14 protein-coding genes and 1 pseudogene are annotated in these 15496 nt (G+C 72.4%); 7 read left to right on the top strand and 8 right to left on the bottom strand.

The features are described from left to right. Window positions 1-91 precede the first annotated feature (91 nt). Window positions 92-2674, bottom strand: a complete 2583-nt coding sequence (locus ABZX67_RS27740) for an MXAN_6230/SCO0854 family RING domain-containing protein (protein WP_355365434.1) — start codon at window positions 2672-2674, stop codon at window positions 92-94. Between the two features lie 214 nt (window positions 2675-2888). On the opposite strand from ABZX67_RS27740, the gene ABZX67_RS27735 reads away from it, so the two are divergent. Next, window positions 2889-3602, top strand: coding sequence for a VIT family protein (locus ABZX67_RS27735; RefSeq protein ID WP_355365431.1), 714 nt, complete (start codon window positions 2889-2891; stop codon window positions 3600-3602). On the opposite strand, the gene ABZX67_RS27730 is transcribed toward ABZX67_RS27735, so the two are convergent. Both ABZX67_RS27730 and ABZX67_RS27725 read right to left on the bottom strand, forming a co-directional pair. Next, the gene (locus ABZX67_RS27730) at window positions 3599-3949 is read right to left on the bottom strand and encodes a hypothetical protein (protein ID WP_355365507.1); all 351 of its coding nucleotides are present in this window, start codon (window positions 3947-3949) and stop codon (window positions 3599-3601) included. The two genes, ABZX67_RS27735 and ABZX67_RS27730, sit on opposite strands and share 4 nt — an antisense overlap. 236 nt (window positions 3950-4185) lie before the next feature. Next, window positions 4186-4626, bottom strand: a pseudogene (locus tag ABZX67_RS27725) (ATP-binding protein); the annotation flags it as partial. A gap of 150 nt (window positions 4627-4776) precedes the next feature. On the opposite strand from ABZX67_RS27725, the gene ABZX67_RS27720 reads away from it, so the two are divergent. Together ABZX67_RS27720 and ABZX67_RS27715 are read left to right on the top strand one after the other, a co-directional pair. After that, complete coding sequence (locus tag ABZX67_RS27720) at window positions 4777-5655, top strand: sterol desaturase family protein (protein WP_355365428.1); 879 nt, start codon at window positions 4777-4779, stop codon at window positions 5653-5655. Between the two features lie 5 nt (window positions 5656-5660). After that, window positions 5661-6293: a lysoplasmalogenase gene (locus ABZX67_RS27715; protein WP_355365501.1), complete on the top strand. Its 633-nt coding sequence runs from the start codon at window positions 5661-5663 to the stop codon at window positions 6291-6293. Here ABZX67_RS27715 and ABZX67_RS27710 read toward each other — a convergent pair. Both ABZX67_RS27710 and ABZX67_RS27705 read right to left on the bottom strand, forming a co-directional pair. Continuing rightward, window positions 6283-7674, bottom strand: coding sequence for a CoA transferase (locus ABZX67_RS27710; RefSeq protein WP_355365425.1), 1392 nt, complete (start codon window positions 7672-7674; stop codon window positions 6283-6285). The genes ABZX67_RS27715 and ABZX67_RS27710 overlap by 11 nt on opposite strands. 62 nt (window positions 7675-7736) lie before the next feature. Then, window positions 7737-9320, bottom strand: coding sequence for a S8 family serine peptidase (locus tag ABZX67_RS27705; RefSeq protein WP_355365422.1), 1584 nt, complete (start codon window positions 9318-9320; stop codon window positions 7737-7739). 239 nt (window positions 9321-9559) lie between these two features. On the opposite strand from ABZX67_RS27705, the gene ABZX67_RS27700 reads away from it, so the two are divergent. From ABZX67_RS27700 to moaA, 3 genes are all read left to right on the top strand, one after another. After that, a complete protein-coding gene (locus tag ABZX67_RS27700; RefSeq protein WP_355365419.1) occupies window positions 9560-9928 on the top strand; it encodes a DUF485 domain-containing protein in 369 nt (122 codons plus the stop codon). After that, window positions 9925-11559: a cation acetate symporter gene (locus ABZX67_RS27695; RefSeq protein WP_355365416.1), complete on the top strand. Its 1635-nt coding sequence runs from the start codon at window positions 9925-9927 to the stop codon at window positions 11557-11559. The genes ABZX67_RS27700 and ABZX67_RS27695 overlap by 4 nt, the downstream gene beginning before the upstream one ends. A 153-nt stretch (window positions 11560-11712) precedes the next feature. After that, window positions 11713-12702: a GTP 3',8-cyclase MoaA gene (gene moaA, locus ABZX67_RS27690; RefSeq protein ID WP_355365413.1), complete on the top strand. Its 990-nt coding sequence runs from the start codon at window positions 11713-11715 to the stop codon at window positions 12700-12702. Here the strand turns inward: moaA and ABZX67_RS27685 are convergent. Both ABZX67_RS27685 and ABZX67_RS27680 read right to left on the bottom strand, forming a co-directional pair. Then, complete coding sequence (locus tag ABZX67_RS27685; RefSeq protein ID WP_355365410.1) at window positions 12699-12953, bottom strand: hypothetical protein; 255 nt, start codon at window positions 12951-12953, stop codon at window positions 12699-12701. The genes moaA and ABZX67_RS27685 overlap by 4 nt on opposite strands. 212 nt (window positions 12954-13165) lie before the next feature. Next, window positions 13166-13573 carry a DUF3099 domain-containing protein gene (locus tag ABZX67_RS27680; RefSeq protein WP_355365498.1) on the bottom strand — a complete coding sequence of 136 codons (408 nt, stop codon included), beginning with the start codon at window positions 13571-13573 and terminating at the stop codon, window positions 13166-13168. Between the two features lie 226 nt (window positions 13574-13799). Here ABZX67_RS27680 and ABZX67_RS27675 point away from each other — a divergent pair, with 226 nt between their 5' ends. Next, the gene (locus ABZX67_RS27675; protein WP_355365407.1) at window positions 13800-14075 is read left to right on the top strand and encodes a GlsB/YeaQ/YmgE family stress response membrane protein; all 276 of its coding nucleotides are present in this window, start codon (window positions 13800-13802) and stop codon (window positions 14073-14075) included. Between the two features lie 93 nt (window positions 14076-14168). On the opposite strand, the gene tyrS is transcribed toward ABZX67_RS27675, so the two are convergent. Beyond that, window positions 14169-15437, bottom strand: a complete 1269-nt coding sequence (gene tyrS, locus ABZX67_RS27670) for a tyrosine--tRNA ligase (protein WP_355365404.1) — start codon at window positions 15435-15437, stop codon at window positions 14169-14171. Window positions 15438-15496 lie beyond the last annotated feature (59 nt).

The following is a 15496-nucleotide window of genomic DNA, read 5'->3' as shown; positions in this document are numbered from 1 at the left end:
CCGCGCACACCCCTGCCGCGCCGTCGTGTTGACGCTCCGGGCCGCTGTTCCCTTGCGGGGCCCGGCAGTTGGAGGGCGGTTCGGGCGGCGGTCAGCCGAGCGCCGCGACCAGGTCTCCGGCCGCCGCCTGCTCCAGGCCGCAGCCGTCGACCGCGCCCGGCAGCAGCCGGTAGACCGTGCCCGACGCCCCGTCGGGTGCCACCGCGCCGTCCACCAGAGCCAGCAGGACACGCCTCCCGGCCGCCGCCCGGGCGGCCATCGCCACCGGGTCCTCCCCGGCCCGCCGCGCGTCCGGTGCCCGGTTCGTGCGGATACGTCGGGCGTAGGAACCCAGGGTCTCCCCGACGTGCCGCGTGAAGTACAGCAGTTCCCCGCCGCGCAGGACGGCGGTCTCCTCGGCCCGCGCCGCCGCGTGCCACACGGCCAGGTCCCACAGGGTCGTCCGCCCGCCCGAGAAGTACTGGAACAGGTCCTTCCCGATCCGGCCCAACTCGCGGCTGTGCCGCGCGACGCTGTGGTAGCCCTCGGACGGCGGCAGGTGCAGATCCGTCCACAGGAACGAGCCCCGCTCCAGGTCGACCAGCATCGGCACATGGATCCTGGAGTCGCCCACCAGGTCGTAGCGCTGGCGCACCGCCTTCGGGTCGTACCGCGAGCTCCTGGCCTCCTTCGACCGCAGCGCCATGAACCCGGCGAAGGCGTCCACGAGTTGGTCGAAGGGGACGTTGTTGTAGCTGAAGACGAGGGGCAGGGCGAACCGCACACCCGCCGCCCGGAGCTCGGCCAGGTCCAGGTCGACGTACTCCGTCGCCCCGTCCGGCGCCGGCGCGGACGTCAGATCGCCGGAGTGGACGGCGGCCCTGCGCCCGTACACCAGGCGCGTGTAGTCGCACAGGCCGAGGTGCGTCCACTCCGCGTCGTACAGCGCGACCGACAGGTCCAGGTCGACCCGCGTCGCCGGCGGCTGCGTCCAGTGCAGGAACAGCCGCAGCACCTCGCCTTCCGGCAGCGGCTGCGTGCTGCCGCGCGGAACCGACACCAGGGCCTTCGCGGCGGCACCCTCGGCGGAGGGGACGGCAAGCCCGGACAGGCCCGCGTCGAGCACCGCCAGCCGGAAGCGGGAGGCGGTGGACAGCCGGCGCAGCACCTCCGCCTCCAGCAGCCCGCACACCCGCTCGGTGACGGCGACGGGCAGCGGCGCACGCGTGTCGTCGACCGTGTACGAGTGGGTCACCCGGCCCCGCGGGAAGAACACCCGCCGCCCGGCGGGCAGATGACGCCCCCGCAGCCGCCCGAGCGCGGACAGCAGCGGGCCGGGACCCGCGCCGGGCAGGGCCTCGGTCAGTGCCCGGGCCTCGGCGTCCGACAGGCCCGCGCCGGCGTCGCCGTCCAGGCGCAGGAGGTGGTCCAGGCGGCGCAGCAGCTCTCCGGGCCGCTGCAGGAGCAGGGCGAGGGCCGTGGAGCGGTCCCGGGCGCGCAGGGCCTCCTCGACCCGGGCGGACCACGTGTGCGCCCTGACGCGCGTGCCGTCGACGCGCACCGCACGCGGGTGCTCGGCGGCGGTGTGCCGCAGCGCCTCGCCGAGGGAGGGGGAGACGGCCGAGGTGTCGGTGGCGCGCAGCACCGCGAAGGCGAGGGCCGCCCTCGGGTGGTCGCCGTGCCGCTCGTACGGGTGGAGGACCTCGGCGGCCCGCTTCCAGGGCCCCGGGTACCGCAGCACGTCCTCGACCAGCGACGCGACCGCCAGCCGGTCCAGGACGGCGAGCAGCTGCCGGCGCAGACCGCGCGGCAGGGACCGGAAGCGGTGCCGCTCCAGCAGGTCCGGCTCGCCGCCCGACCAGACGGCGAGCAGCCGCAGCACGTCGGTCGCGGTGGTCAGCCGCTCGTCCAGCAGGGGGCGTACGGCCTCCCGCGTGCGCGGGTCCAGCAGCAGCGAACCCAGGACGAGCGCCTTGGTCTCCCGTACGGGAACGTCCCCGGGCAGCCAGTCCAGCACGGGCGGCGCGTACGCCAGGAGCACCTTCAGGTCGTCACGGTCCTGCGGCGGCAGGGGCGTGCGGCGGGCCAGCAGGGCGCCCAGCGCCTTGGCGGCGTCGGCGGACGGGTCGGTGCCCAGGTCGAGGGGGCGCAGCGGCCCGCCGGGTGCTTCGTGGGTGTGGCGGCGCGGTGCGGCAGGCTTCAGGAACGGGTCCGCCGGGTCGATCCGGCGGTGGCAGAGGGGGCAGCCGGCGTAGTCGGCGCCGTCCCAGCAGACCCGGCACACCAGATGCGCGCAGGGCGAGACGGGCTCGACGCCGCCGACCGTGCCGCACAGCACGCACGGCTGGGCGGGCGACTGGAGCAGCAGGGCGAAGACCCGGTCCACATAGAGCCGGTCGGTGTCGTCGGGCACGGAGACCGGGAAGTCGCGGAACAGCGGCATATGGGTGCGGTCCGCGCCCAGCTCGGCGTCCAGCCGGCCCAGCAGCTCCTTGCCCGCCTCCGCGAGCCCGGCCGGTCCCAGCCACGCGAGCGCCGCGCGCAGCCGCGCCGTCGGGGCGAATCCTCGGTCCAGGAGCTCGGCTTCGAGGGCGACGAGCCCTGCCGCCGTCGGCCCGTCACCGGGGCGGGGCCCCGCCCCGTCGACGTACACCGTGCGCAGACGGCGGAGCAGTACGGACGACAGCACGGACAAACAGACCCCCTGGACGTGTGAAGCGGGGACGGAGAGTGGGCGCGCTACGGATTCTGTGAGAGTCAGATGAGAAGGAAGCACGCGTACGGAGCCGTCCCCGCGTGCACGGACTCTAGGGAACGCCTGTACGGGGTCGCCACCGAATTTACGGCGGTCGCCAACTTGCGGCGGTCGCCAACGGGCGTACGGCCCACGCGGGTGAGACCCTCACCGGGTGACCGATGCACCACCCCACGACGAGGCGCACGCCGGCGCGCTCGGCACCCGCCTCAACTGGTTGCGCGCGGCCGTCCTCGGCGCCAACGACGGCGTCGTCTCCACCGCCGGACTCGTCGTCGGCGTCGCCGGCGCCACCGACGACCGCGCCACGCTCCTCACGGCGGGCCTCGCGGGCCTGCTGGCCGGCTCCATGTCCATGGCGGCGGGCGAGTACGTCTCCGTCTCCACGCAGCGCGACTCCGAGAAGGCCGCCCTGGCCCAGGAGAAGCGCGAACTGCGCGAGCAGCCGGACGCCGAACTCGACGAGCTCACCGACCTCCTGGAGGTCCGCGGCCTGAGCCGCGACGTCGCCCGCGAGGCCGCGGAACAACTCACGGAACGCGACGCCCTGCGCGCCCACGCGCGCGTGGAACTGGGCATCGACCCCGACGAGCTCACCAACCCCTGGCACGCCGCCGCCGCGAGCTTCCTCGCCTTCACGGTCGGCGCGCTCCTCCCGCTCCTCGCCATCGTCCTGCCCCCCGCGCCCCTGCGCCTGACCGTCACGGTGCTCTCCGTCCTGGCGGCCCTCACCCTCACCGGCTGGTCCAGCGCCCGCCTCGGCGCGGCCCCGGCCGGCCCGGCGATCCTGCGGGTGGTGGGCGGGGGCGCGCTGGCGATGGCGGTGACGTACGGGGCGGGGTCGCTGCTGGGGGCGGCGGGGGTTTAGCGGCGGCGGATGATGCGGCCGGGGGCGAAGTGCTCCTCGCCGATGAGGGGCATGTCGCCGGTCAGGGTGATGGTCAGCTGGTCCAGGCCGAGGAGGGGGCGGAGGTCGATGGGGTTGTCGTGACCTTGGCTGTGCAAGAGGGTGAAGGCGGTGAGGGCGGGGAGGTCGCGGAGCGGCTCCAGGCCTCCGGCCAGCGCGCATCGCCACAGCCTGAGCTCGATGAGCCCGCGCAGCGGAATGAGTGTCCTGAGGTCGAGTTCGATCTGCCAATGCAGGGCGAGGAAGGTGAGCGCCGGGAGAGGTCGGCGTGCCAGCAGTTCGTCGCGCTGATGGTCCGCCGCGAGCAACAACCATCGTAGCCCTGGCCATCGGTCGAGACCGTCGAGGTGAAGATGCGCGGTGTGTGAGTACGCTCCTTCGCGCGGGCCTCCACCTCGCCCCGTACCTCCGGGTCCAGCTCCGGCGCGTGCTCCAGGCAGGCCGCAGCCAGGAGGACCAGCCGGTGTCGGAGCCGGGGGGCGCGGTCGGCGCGGCGGAGGAGGCCGCGCAGCAGGCGGGCGCGTTCCTCCACGCGGGCGTGGCCCACCGCCGCGCGGGCGGGGAACGACGGGTGCGCCGTCAGCTGCTCCACCAGGTGCGCGCAGCACAGCGCGAGCAGCTCCTCGTACAGGCCGAGCGCGCGTGGGCTCAGGCCGGCCGCCGGTGCGTGCAGTTCACCGGCCAACCGCGCCGGATCGAGGTCGAGCCGGAAGAGGCGTTCCGCGCCGATCTCGCCGGCGGCCGCGAAGGTGTCCCGTACGGAGTCGACCGCCGCCAGCCGTTCGTGGTCGGGAAGGGAGCCGTACGACGCGGTGAGCCGCTCGGAGAGGACCCGTGCCAGCCGGTCCGGTTTCGCCGGGCGGGGGAGCGGTCGCAACGGGCGGTCCACCAGCCCCGCGCCCGCCCTGGGGGCGACCAGCGACCGCGCGACCGCGCCCAGCACCGTACCGGCGAGACGAACGACGGCAAGTTCCATACCCTGCACGGTGATTGGCCCCCCTCACACTGCCCCTGCCACCGGATCGTACGACGCCGCCCTTGGTGGAAGTCGCCAAAGCCCGCTGACAAGTCGTCTCGCATACTTGTCGGTAACCACCTCTAGCCGCACCGCGATCCCCGGCTCTACGGTGCTCGCATGCCGCCGAACCTGCCCGATGTCGTGCTGTGGTCCATACCCGCGTTCGTCCTGCTCACCGTCCTGGAGATGGTCAGCTACCGGCTGCATCCCGATGAGGACGCCGCCGGGTACGAGGTGAAGGACGCCGCCACGAGCATCGGCATGGGCCTCGGCAGCATCGTCTTCGACCTGCTGTGGAAGATCCCGGCCCTCGCGCTCTTCACCGCCGTCTACGAGCTCACGCCGCTCCGTGTCCCCGTCCTGTGGTGGACCGTTCCGCTGATGCTGCTCGCGCAGGACTTCCTCTACTACTGGTCCCACCGCGGCCACCACGTCATCCGGATCCTGTGGGCCTGCCACGTCGTCCACCACTCCAGCCGGAAGTTCAACCTCACCACCGCGCTGCGCCAGCCGTGGACCTCGCTCACCGTGTGGCCCTTCTTCCTGCCGATGGTGGCCCTCGGGGTGCACCCGGCGGCGGTCTTCTTCTGCTACTCCGCCAACCTCGTCTACCAGTTCTGGGTGCACACCGAACGGATCGGGAAGCTGCCCCGCCCCATCGAGTACGTCTTCAACACCCCCTCCCACCACCGCGTCCACCACGCCTCCCAGGGCGGCTACCTGGACCGGAACTTCGGCGGGATCCTCATCCTGTGGGACCGGATGTTCGGGTCCTTCGTGGCGGAGACCGAGCGGCCCGTCTACGGACTCACCAAGAACATCCACACGTACAACCCGCTGCGCGTCGCCACCCACGAGTACGCGGCCATCGCCCGTGACCTGCGCGCCGCCCGGGGCTGGCGCGAACGGGCGGGGCGGGTCTTCCGCGGGCCCGGCTGGCAGCCGGTGGTACGGGACGCCGAGGTCCCGCCGCAGGTGCCGGAGCGCACGGCGTGACCCTGATCTCCAAGGGCCCGGCCCGCTGGCTGCTCCTCGCCTTCGTGGCGGCCGTCGCCGTGGACCTGGCCGCCCTCCTCGCCGGGTCCGAGACCGGGCACCGGATCGCCAAGCCCCTGCTCATGCCGCTGCTCGCGGCGTACGCGGCGGCGAGCGGCGCGCCCCGGCCGCTGCCCCGGCTGCTGCTCGCCGCCCTGCTCTTCGGCTGGGGCGGTGACGTGGTCCTGTTGTCCGACGCGGAGTGGGCCTTTCTCGTCGGGATGGGTTCCTTCGCCGCCGGACACGTGTGTTACCTGTTCCTGTTCCGCCGTGCCCGTACGTCGCCGGCCCTGGCAGCCGTCTATGGCGCCGCTCTCGTCGTCACGGTCGTGCTCCTGTGGCCCGGTCTTCCGGCCGACCTGAGGATCCCCGTCGCCGGGTACGCGGCGCTGCTCACGGCCATGGCGTATCGCGCCAGCGGGCTCGGCCTCGCCGCCGGGGCGGGCGGCGCGCTGTTCCTGGTCTCGGACACGCTCATCGCCGCCGGGGTCGCCGACTGGCCGCAGCCGCCGGTCCCGGACTTCTGGATCATGCTCACCTACACGGCCGCCCAGTACCTGCTGGTGCACGGGGTGCTGCGGCAGCCGGTCAGGAACTGAGCCACTCCGCGCGATCCGCGCCGAGCGGGCCGGGCGCGCGTGTCCAGTCCACCGGGCCCCCTTCGTACGACACGGGCGACAGCGCGTACCGCAACCGCCCCATGGGGCTGTCCCGCTCCGCGAGCCACGGCTCGGGGTCGTACACGCCGCCGGTTTCCGGGCCCTTGGCGAGGCCGTGCGTCAGCCAGTGCGCGGTCTGCGTCAGCGCGAGCCGCGCGAGGCGCGTCCCGCCGGCCCGGTGCTGCTCGGTCAGCGCGCGCAGGACGGCGGCGGCCAGCAGGTAGCCCGTGCCGTGGTCCAGGGCCTGGACGGGCAGGGCGCCCGGGCCCTCGGGGGAGCCCTCCAGCAGGGCGATGCCCGTCGCCGCCTGCACCAGGCTGTCGAAGCCGCGCCGCCCGCCCCACGGCCCGTACCGGCCCCACGCGGACAGCTGCGCGACCACCAGGCCCGGGCGGCGCTCGTCCAGCGCCTCGGGGGAGAGCCCGAACCGGTCCAGCGCACCCGGCCGGTAGCCGGTGACCACCACATCGGCCGCCGCCAGCAGTTCCTCGAACGCCCGCCGGTCCGCGCCCCGCCCGAGGTCCAGGGCCGTCGACCGCTTGCCCATCCCCGTGTCGTTGTGGGCCTCCTGCGCCTCCGGCAGCTGCGGCGCGTCCACCCGCAGCACGTCCGCGCCCAGCAACGCCAGCGTTCGCGTGGCGACCGGGCCCGCGAGGACCCGCGTCAGATCCAGCACCCGCAACCCGGAGCACGGCGGCGCCTCGCCGGGCAGGAGCGTCGGGCACACGCGCCCCGGCGCGTCACCGAGGCGCTCCAGCGTCAGCAGCGGCTGCCGCGCCACCAGGGCGCCCTGCTCGTGGGCCGCCCACTCGGCGGGGCCGCGTACCGCCACGGCCAGCCCGCCCACCGCGCACACGGCGTCCTCCACCGCCGCGGCCGGGCGCTCGGCGAGCACCGCCGCGACGGCGTCCGGCCCGGCACCGTCCGGCAGGCCGAGCGCGGCGAGCAGCCGGGCCCGGTGGTGCGGATAGTTGGCGTGCGTCCGCACCCATCCGTCCGCCGCCCGCCAGAACCGCGACAGCGGCGCGAACCCGTCCCAGGGGCGCCCGTCCAGCCGTGCGAGCCGGTCGCTGCGGAAGGCCGTCGCGACCGCCCCGTCGTCCACCCGTACGCGCGCTACGGGCCGGTCGGTGCGGACCGCGCCGAGCTCGGCCGCCGCCAGCGCGCAGACCGCCACCGTCGCACGGGCCAGCTCCATCACCGGCAGCCGCGACGGCAGCCCGCCGGACGGGCCACCGAACGCGACGCGGTCCAGGAGGGCGGCATCGGCACCCAGTGCCGCCCACGCGGACTCTGTACCGGTCGACAGGGTCGGATCCATGCCCCCACTATGGCACTGAGTGCCATAGCGGGGAAGGTCCTACGACCGGCCTCCCGACCGGCTCAGCGGCGCACCGCGTCCAGGGCGTCGACCATGCCGACGCCGTAGAACCCGTTCCGCTGCGTGACCCCCTCGCACACCGCGTCCACCGTGCCGTTCTTGTCGATGTCGTACGGATCGGTGCACGGCATGGCGTCGGCCCGCGCGTACAGCAGCGCCTTCACCTGCGCCGGCGTGGCGTGCGGACGCACCGACTTGATGAGCGCCGCGACGCCCGCCACATGCGGCGACGCCATGGACGTCCCGGACTTGTAGGCGTACGTGTGGCCGCCGCGGAACGTGGTGGACAGGATCCCGCCCTTCGTGGCCGGCGCCTGGGGCGGCTGGTACGCCGTCGAGTCACCGCCCGGCGCCGCGATGTCCACGACCCCGAGCCCGTAGTTGGAGTACGACGCCTTCAGCCCCTGCGCGCCCGTCCCCGACACGGTCACCACACCCGGCAGCTGCGACGGGATGTCGAAGCAGTCGCGCGTGTTGATCGTCCGTTCCACCGGGGTGGTGTCGTTCGGGCTGGTCTTGTCGGTCAGGGTCTCCGACGCCAGGTCCGTACGCGCGTTGCCGGCCGCGGCCACGTTCACCACGCCCTTGCGCTCCGCGTACCGGGAAGCGCGGGTGACGGCCTCGACGAGCGCCTTCTGGTCCGCGTCCGTCGTGCAGTTGAACAGCCAGGGGTCCGTGTAATAGCTGTTGTTGGTCACGTCGACGCCGTGTTCCGCCGCCCACACGAAGCCGCAGACCACCGCCTCCGTGTAGTACAGGCCGGTGGCGGGCTCCGCCACCTTGAGGCTGGAGACCCTCACCCCCGGGGCGACGCCGGTGACGCCGACCCCGTTCTTGGCGGCGGCGATGGTGCCCGCCACGTGCATGCCGTGGTCGCTCTCCTCGGCGGCCGGCCGCCAGGCGTTGTCCTTCTGTACCGGTACGCCGCCGAGGCAGCTCGCCGACGCCGCGCGATCGAAGTTCGGGGCGATGTCCGGGTGCGTGTCGTCGACCCCCGAGTCGAGCACGGCGACCGTCACGCTCCGGCTGCCCAGCGTCCTCTGGTGCGCCTTGTCCGCCTTGATGGCGGGCAGGTCCCACTGCAGCGGCTGCAGCGGGTCGTCGTCGGCGGTGGAGGTGGCCGCCCGTGCCGTCGCCGCCCGCGCCTCCGCGGCGGTCAGCGGCTGGTCGGCCGCGATGGCGTCGCTGGTCTGGGCCGCCAGCGGAGCGGTCCGCGTCGCCCCGGCCGACTCCACGCCCGGCACCGTGCGGATCCGCGCCGCGAAGCGCGGGTCGCTCGCGTGGACGACGATGACGCCGATCTGGTCGTACGCGATGACCACCGTGCCGCCGGCCGCGGCTATCGCGCGCTTCACCGACGCTGCGGTGGCCTGGCCGCCCGTCACATTGACGACGTACGACATCGCGGGGCCGTCGGCCGTTCCGGCCACCGTCCCGGACGCCGCGGCGGCCTGTACCGGGGCGAGCGGTGCCGGTGCGGCCGATGCCGCGCCCGCCGGAAGCAGCAGGCCGAGCGACGCCGTGAGCGCCAGACCGGCGGGCAGGGCGGGGTGGCGGCGCCCGCGCCGGGATGCCAGATGAGCCATGGGTTCTCCACATCATCCGTGACGGCCGCCCAGACCCGGTGAGGGATGGGCGGGTACATGACCAGCGAAGCTATCGCCGATCATCCCGGCGCATCAACGAGTTGGCCGATCCGGAGACGGCACGAGGAAAAAACGGCTGGAGGTGAACCGCTTCGCCCGGCTCCCCGTGCCGTTGACAGGGGAGAACCGCGAGGTTCTTCCGTCCCTGCCCAGCCCATCCGCGTCGCGAGGAGTATTTCGTGGCTACCGATGCACCGCCGCCCCCTCGGGGCGGTACGGACACCAGCCCTGTCCAGCCCACGACCGAGTCGTTCGTCGAGGTGCAGGGGAGTGCTGAATTCGGCGAACTGCGCCGCACGTACCGCTCCTTCGCCTTCCCCCTGACCATCGCCTTCATCGCCTGGTACCTGCTGTACGTCCTGCTGTCCAACTACGCGGGCGGCTTCATGGGCACCCGGCTCTTCGGCAACATCAACGTGGCGCTCGTCCTGGGCCTCGCCCAGTTCGTCACCACCTTCCTCATCGCCTGGTTCTACTCCCGGCACGCGGCCGAAAAGCTCGACCCCAAGGCGGAGGCCATCAAGACCCGTATGGAGGCCGACGTATGAGCGCCGCTCACACCACCGTCCTGCTCGCGGCCGGAGCCGGCGACGCCTCGGAACACCGGCCGCTGATCATCACGCTCTTCGCGTGCTTCGTCGTCGCCACCCTCTTCATCACCGTCTGGGCCGGCCGCCAGACCAAGAGCGCCGCCGACTTCTACGCGGGCGGGCGGCAGTTCACCGGCTTCCAGAACGGCCTGGCCATCTCCGGCGACTACATGTCCGCCGCGTCCTTCCTCGGCATCGCCGGAGCCATCGCCCTCTTCGGCTACGACGGCTTCCTCTACTCCATCGGCTTCCTGGTCGCCTGGCTCGTCGCCCTGCTCCTGGTGGCCGAGCCGCTGCGCAACTCCGGCCGCTTCACCATGGGCGACGTGCTGGCGTACCGGATGCGCCAGCGCCCCGTCCGCACCGCCGCCGGCACGTCGACGATCGTCGTCTCGATCTTCTACCTGCTGGCCCAGATGGCCGGCGCGGGCGTGCTCGTCTCGCTGCTGCTCGGCATCACCTCGGACGGCGGCAAGGTCGCGATCGTCGCCCTCGTCGGCCTCCTGATGATCGTTTACGTCACCATCGGCGGCATGAAGGGCACCACCTGGGTGCAGATGGTCAAGGCCGTCCTGCTCATCGCGGGCACCCTGCTCATCACGCTGCTGGTGCTGTGGAAGTTCGACTTCAACGTCTCCGACCTGCTCGGCAAGGCCGCCGAGAACAGCGGCAAGGGCGCCGCCTTCCTGGAGCCCGGCCTCAAGTACGGCGCCACGGGGACGTCCAAGCTGGACTTCATCTCGCTCGGCATCGCGCTCGTCCTCGGCACCGCCGGACTGCCGCACATCCTCATCCGGTTCTACACCGTGCCCACCGCCAAGGCCGCCCGCAAGTCCGTCAACTGGGCCATCGGCATCATCGGCGCCTTCTACCTGATGACCATCGCCCTCGGCTTCGGCGCCGCCGCCATCGTCGGCCCCGCCGAGATCACCGCCTCCAACAAGGCGGGGAACACCGCGGCACCGCTGCTCGCCCTGCACATCGGCGGCGTCGACTCGGCGGGCGGCGCGATCCTGCTCGCGGTGATCTCCGCGGTCGCCTTCGCCACCATCCTCGCCGTCGTCGCCGGGCTGACCCTCGCCTCGTCCTCGTCCTTCGCGCACGACATCTACGCCAATGTGATCCGCAAGGGCCAGGCCACCGAGAAGGAGGAGGTCCGCGCGGCCCGCTGGGCGACCGTCTTCATCGGCATCGTCTCCATCGCGCTCGGCGCCCTCGCCCGCGACCTGAACGTCGCCGGCCTCGTCGCGCTCGCCTTCGCCGTCGCGGCCTCCGCCAACCTGCCGACGATCCTCTACAGCCTCTTCTGGAAGCGGTTCACCACCCAGGGCGCCCTGTGGTCGATCTACGGCGGCCTGGTCGCCTCCGTCGCGCTGGTGCTCTTCTCGCCGGTCGTGTCGGGCAAGCCCAGCTCGATGTTCCCGGACGCGGACTTCGCCTGGTTCCCGCTGGAGAACCCCGGCCTGATCTCCATCCCGCTGGGCTTCCTCCTCGGCTGGCTGGGTTCCCTGCTCTCCAAGGAGGAGCCGGACAAGGGCAAGTTCGCGGAACTCGAGGTCAAGTCCCTCACCGGTGTCGGAGCGCACTGACTCGGACACCGTACGAAACGGGCAGGCGGGCCGCGTCGTAGATCCCTACGAGGCGGCCCCGCCGCTCCTGTGGACAATGGCCCGTGTCGTTGTCAGTGGTGTCGCGTAGTCTCGCTGGTATACGGATCCCGGTAACGCGGGGGAGGGGGCCCAGTGCTCATCGACACCTATGGCCGTGTGGCCACTGACCTGCGGGTCTCGCTCACGGACCGCTGCAATCTGCGGTGTACGTACTGCATGCCCGAAGAGGGGCTGCAGTGGCTCGCCAAGCCCGACTTGCTCACCGACGACGAGATCGTCCGGCTGATCACCATCGCGGTCACCGACCTGGGCATCACCGAGGTCCGTTTCACCGGGGGCGAGCCGCTCCTTCGCCCGGGACTCGTGGGCATCGTCGAGCGCTGCGCCGCCCTGGCGCCCCGCCCCAAGATGTCCCTGACCACCAACGGCATCGGGCTCAAGCGCACCGCCACCGCCCTCAAGGCCGCCGGCCTGGACCGGGTCAACGTCTCGCTGGACACCCTGCGGCCCGACGTCTTCAAGACCCTCACCCGCCGCGACCGCCACCACGACGTGCTGGACGGGCTCACCGCCGCCCGCGACGCCGGCCTCACCCCGGTGAAGGTCAACGCCGTCCTCATGCCGGGGCTCAACGAGGACGAGGCCCCCGACTTGCTGGCCTGGGCCGTGGAGAACGACTACGAGCTGCGCTTCATCGAGCAGATGCCGCTCGACGCCCAGCACGGCTGGAAGCGCGACGGCATGATCACCGCCGGCGACATCCTGGAGTCCCTGCGTACGCGCTTCACGCTGACGCCCGAGCCCGACGAGGCGCGCGGGTCGGCGCCCGCCGAGCGCTGGATCGTCGACGGCGGCCCGCACCGCGTGGGCGTCATAGCCTCCGTGACGCGGCCCTTCTGCCGGGCCTGCGACCGCACCCGCCTGACCGCGGACGGCCAGGTCCGCACCTGCCTGTTCGCCCGGGAGGAGACCGACCTCAGGGCCGCCCTGCGCTCGGACGCGCCGGACGAGGAGATCGCCCGGATATGGAAGCTCGCCATGTGGGGCAAGAAGGCCGGCTCCGGCCTGGACGACCCGAGCTTCCTGCAGCCGGACCGCCCGATGTCCGCGATCGGGGGCTAAGCGCCGCGCGCCTCCCACTCGGCGAGCGCCACCACGTCCTTGAGGAAGCCGCGCACGCCGAGGAACTGGGACAGGTGCTCGCGGTGCTCGTCACAGGCCAGCCAGGTCTTGCGGCGCTCGGGCGTGTGCAGCTTCGGGTTGTTCCAGGCCAGCACCCATACGGCGGCCGTCCGGCAGCCCTTGGCGGAACAGATGGGCCGGGTCTCCCGCTCAGCGTCCTGCTGAGTCTCCGGCTGGGTTTCGTCGCTCACCACACGTCCAAACAAACGGCCCGAACAAAGGCGACGCCGAGCAGCCACGGGGGGAGCTGCCCGGCGTCGGTCCGTCGCTCCGACGGGGGATGCGGAGCGCCTACGCAGTATGTCACGCGCACCCCGCCGTGGTGCACCGGAACGTCATGATTGATCTGAGCTTTTCTTGAGCTTGTATGCCCGCCGACCGGGGCCTCCCGGGTGTCGACGGGTCAGCCCTGCCCGTACTGCCGTTCCCGTCCGCGTTCCGCCTGACGTTCCGCTTGTTCCCGTACGGGCGGCTGCGCCGGCTCACGGTCGCCGTCCCCCGCGCGCTCCGACGCCTCCAGCATCGGGTGCGTGGGCGTCGGCGTGACCACGAAGCTCGACGGCGCCGGGGGCGCGGTCTCCCGGCCCGCGTTCGCGATCACCACGGCGATGTACGGCAGCACCGCACCGAGCACCAGCGCCACGATCGCCACATGCCGTTGCACATTCCACAGGGACGCCGCCGCGATCACCGCCACCGTCCGCACCGACATCGAGATCACATAGCGGCGCTGCCGGCCCCGTACGTCGTCCGCCAAGCCCTGGCGGGCGCCGGTGATCCGGAAGACCTCGTCATGACCGCGCTTCCGCATCGCGTTCCACCACCCGACGTCTGTGCCGGACACTCCCCGGACCGGACCTGCTTCCACGGTACGCCCGCCCTGCGCCCCGTTCGAGAGCGGGGCACCCCTTCACCAGGGCATACACCCCCTGCGTACCGCGTATGGCTCGCTCCGACATGCGCCGTACGGCGCAACACCTCAAACTGTCGATGACTGCTCATGTCGATCTGTACCGATCCGTACCGAGGAGGCAGCCATGGGCTGGTTGTGGGCGATTATCGTGGGGTTCGTGCTGGGCTTGCTGGCCAAGGCGATCCTGCCGGGCAAGCAGCACAGCCCCCTGTGGCTGGCCACCATCTTCGGCATCATCGGCGGAATCGTCGGCAATGCCCTCGCCCGGGCGTTCGGCATCGAGGCCACACCCGGCATCGACTGGGGCCGGCACGCCCTGCAAGTCGTGGCGGCGGTCGTCATCGTCGGAGTCGGCGACATGCTCTACATGTCGATGCGCGGCAAGAGACAGCGGGCCTGACCGCCCGGGGCAAGCCCCGGGAAAGGCGAGGCGGCCCGGACGCGCTCTCCGCGCCCTGGCCGCCTCACCCTCTTCATCTTCGCCTGAAGGGCGTCAGCCGGCCGTGACCTCGATCGCCGCCAGGTTCTTCTTGCCCCGGCGCAGCACCAGCCAGCGCCCGTGCAGCAGCTCGTCGGCCGAGACCACGGCGTCCTCGGCGGTCACCTTGGCGTTGTTCACGTAGGCGCCGCCCTCCTTCACCGTGCGGCGGGCCCCCGACTTGCTCGGCGCCAGGCCGACCTCGACGAACAGGTCCACCACCGGGCCGAGCTCGGCGACCCGGGCGTGCGGCAGCTCGGCCAGCGCCGCCGCCAGCGTCGCCTCGTCCAGCTCCGCCAGCTCACCCTGCCCGAAGAGCGCCTTCGACGCGGCGATGACCGCGGCGCACTGCTCCGCGCCGTGCACCAGCGTCGTCAGCTCCTCCGCCAGCGCGCGCTGGGCCGTGCGGGCCTGCGGCCGCTCCTCGGTGAGCTTCTCCAGCTCCTCGATCTCCTCGCGGGACTTGAAGCTGAAGATCCGCAGGAACTTGGAGACGTCCCGGTCGTCCGCGTTCAGCCAGAACTGGTAGAACGCGTACGGCGTGGTCCGCTCCGGGTCCAGCCAGACGGTGCCGGACTCGGTCTTGCCGAACTTGGTGCCGTCGGCCTTGGTGATCAGCGGCGTCGCCAGGGCGTGCACGGCGGCGTGGGGCTCGACCCGGTGGATCAGGTCGGTGCCCGCGGTGAGGTTGCCCCACTGGTCGCTGCCGCCGGTCTGCAGGGTGCAGCCGTGGCGCCGGTACAGCTCCAGGAAGTCCATGCCCTGGAGGATCTGGTAGCTGAACTCGGTGTAGCTGATGCCGGCGTCGGAGTTCAGCCGCCGCGCGACCGCCTCCTTGGTGATCATCTTGTTGACCCGGAAGTACTTGCCGACGTCCCGCAGGAAGTCGATCGCCGACAGCCCCGCCGTCCAGTCCAGGTTGTTCACCATGGTCGCGGCGTACGGGCCCTCGAAATCGAGGAACCGCTCGATCTGGGCCCGCAGGCGCTCCACCCAGCCGGCGACGACCTCGGGGGAGTTCAGCGTGCGCTCCGCGTTCGGCTTCGGGTCGCCGATCAGACCGGTCGCCCCGCCGACCAGACCCAGCGGACGGTTCCCCGCCTGCTGGATCCGGCGCATGGTGAGGATCTGCACCAGATTGCCCAGGTGCAGGCTCGGTGCCGTCGGATCGAAGCCGCAATAGAACGTGACGGGACCGTCCGCGAACGCCTTGCGCAGTGCGTCCTCGTCAGTGGAAAGGGCGATGAGCCCCCGCCACTGCAGTTCGTCGACGATGTCCGTCACGGTGACGTCTCTCCTTGAGCGAAGTGGGATCGAACAGGTGCGGTGTTCCCTGCCAGTCT

Source organism: Streptomyces sp. NPDC003036 (assembly GCF_040611175.1).
GTDB lineage: Bacteria > Actinomycetota > Actinomycetes > Streptomycetales > Streptomycetaceae > Streptomyces.
Note: the sequence above shows the minus strand (reverse complement) of the source record. Positions and strands in the feature narration are given on the sequence as shown.

Bases quoted from the DNA above. Each gene is read 5' to 3' on its own strand.
- ABZX67_RS27720 (WP_355365428.1), top strand. From the start codon at position 4,777: ATGCCGCCGAACCTGCCCGATGTCGTGCTGTGGTCCATACCCGCGTTC.
- ABZX67_RS27710 (WP_355365425.1), bottom strand. From the start codon at position 7,674: ATGGATCCGACCCTGTCGACCGGTACAGAGTCCGCGTGGGCGGCACTG.
- ABZX67_RS27705 (WP_355365422.1), bottom strand. From the start codon at position 9,320: ATGGCTCATCTGGCATCCCGGCGCGGGCGCCGCCACCCCGCCCTGCCC.
- ABZX67_RS27695 (WP_355365416.1), top strand. From the start codon at position 9,925: ATGAGCGCCGCTCACACCACCGTCCTGCTCGCGGCCGGAGCCGGCGAC.
- ABZX67_RS27680 (WP_355365498.1), bottom strand. From the start codon at position 13,573: ATGCGGAAGCGCGGTCATGACGAGGTCTTCCGGATCACCGGCGCCCGC.
- ABZX67_RS27675 (WP_355365407.1), top strand. From the start codon at position 13,800: ATGGGCTGGTTGTGGGCGATTATCGTGGGGTTCGTGCTGGGCTTGCTG.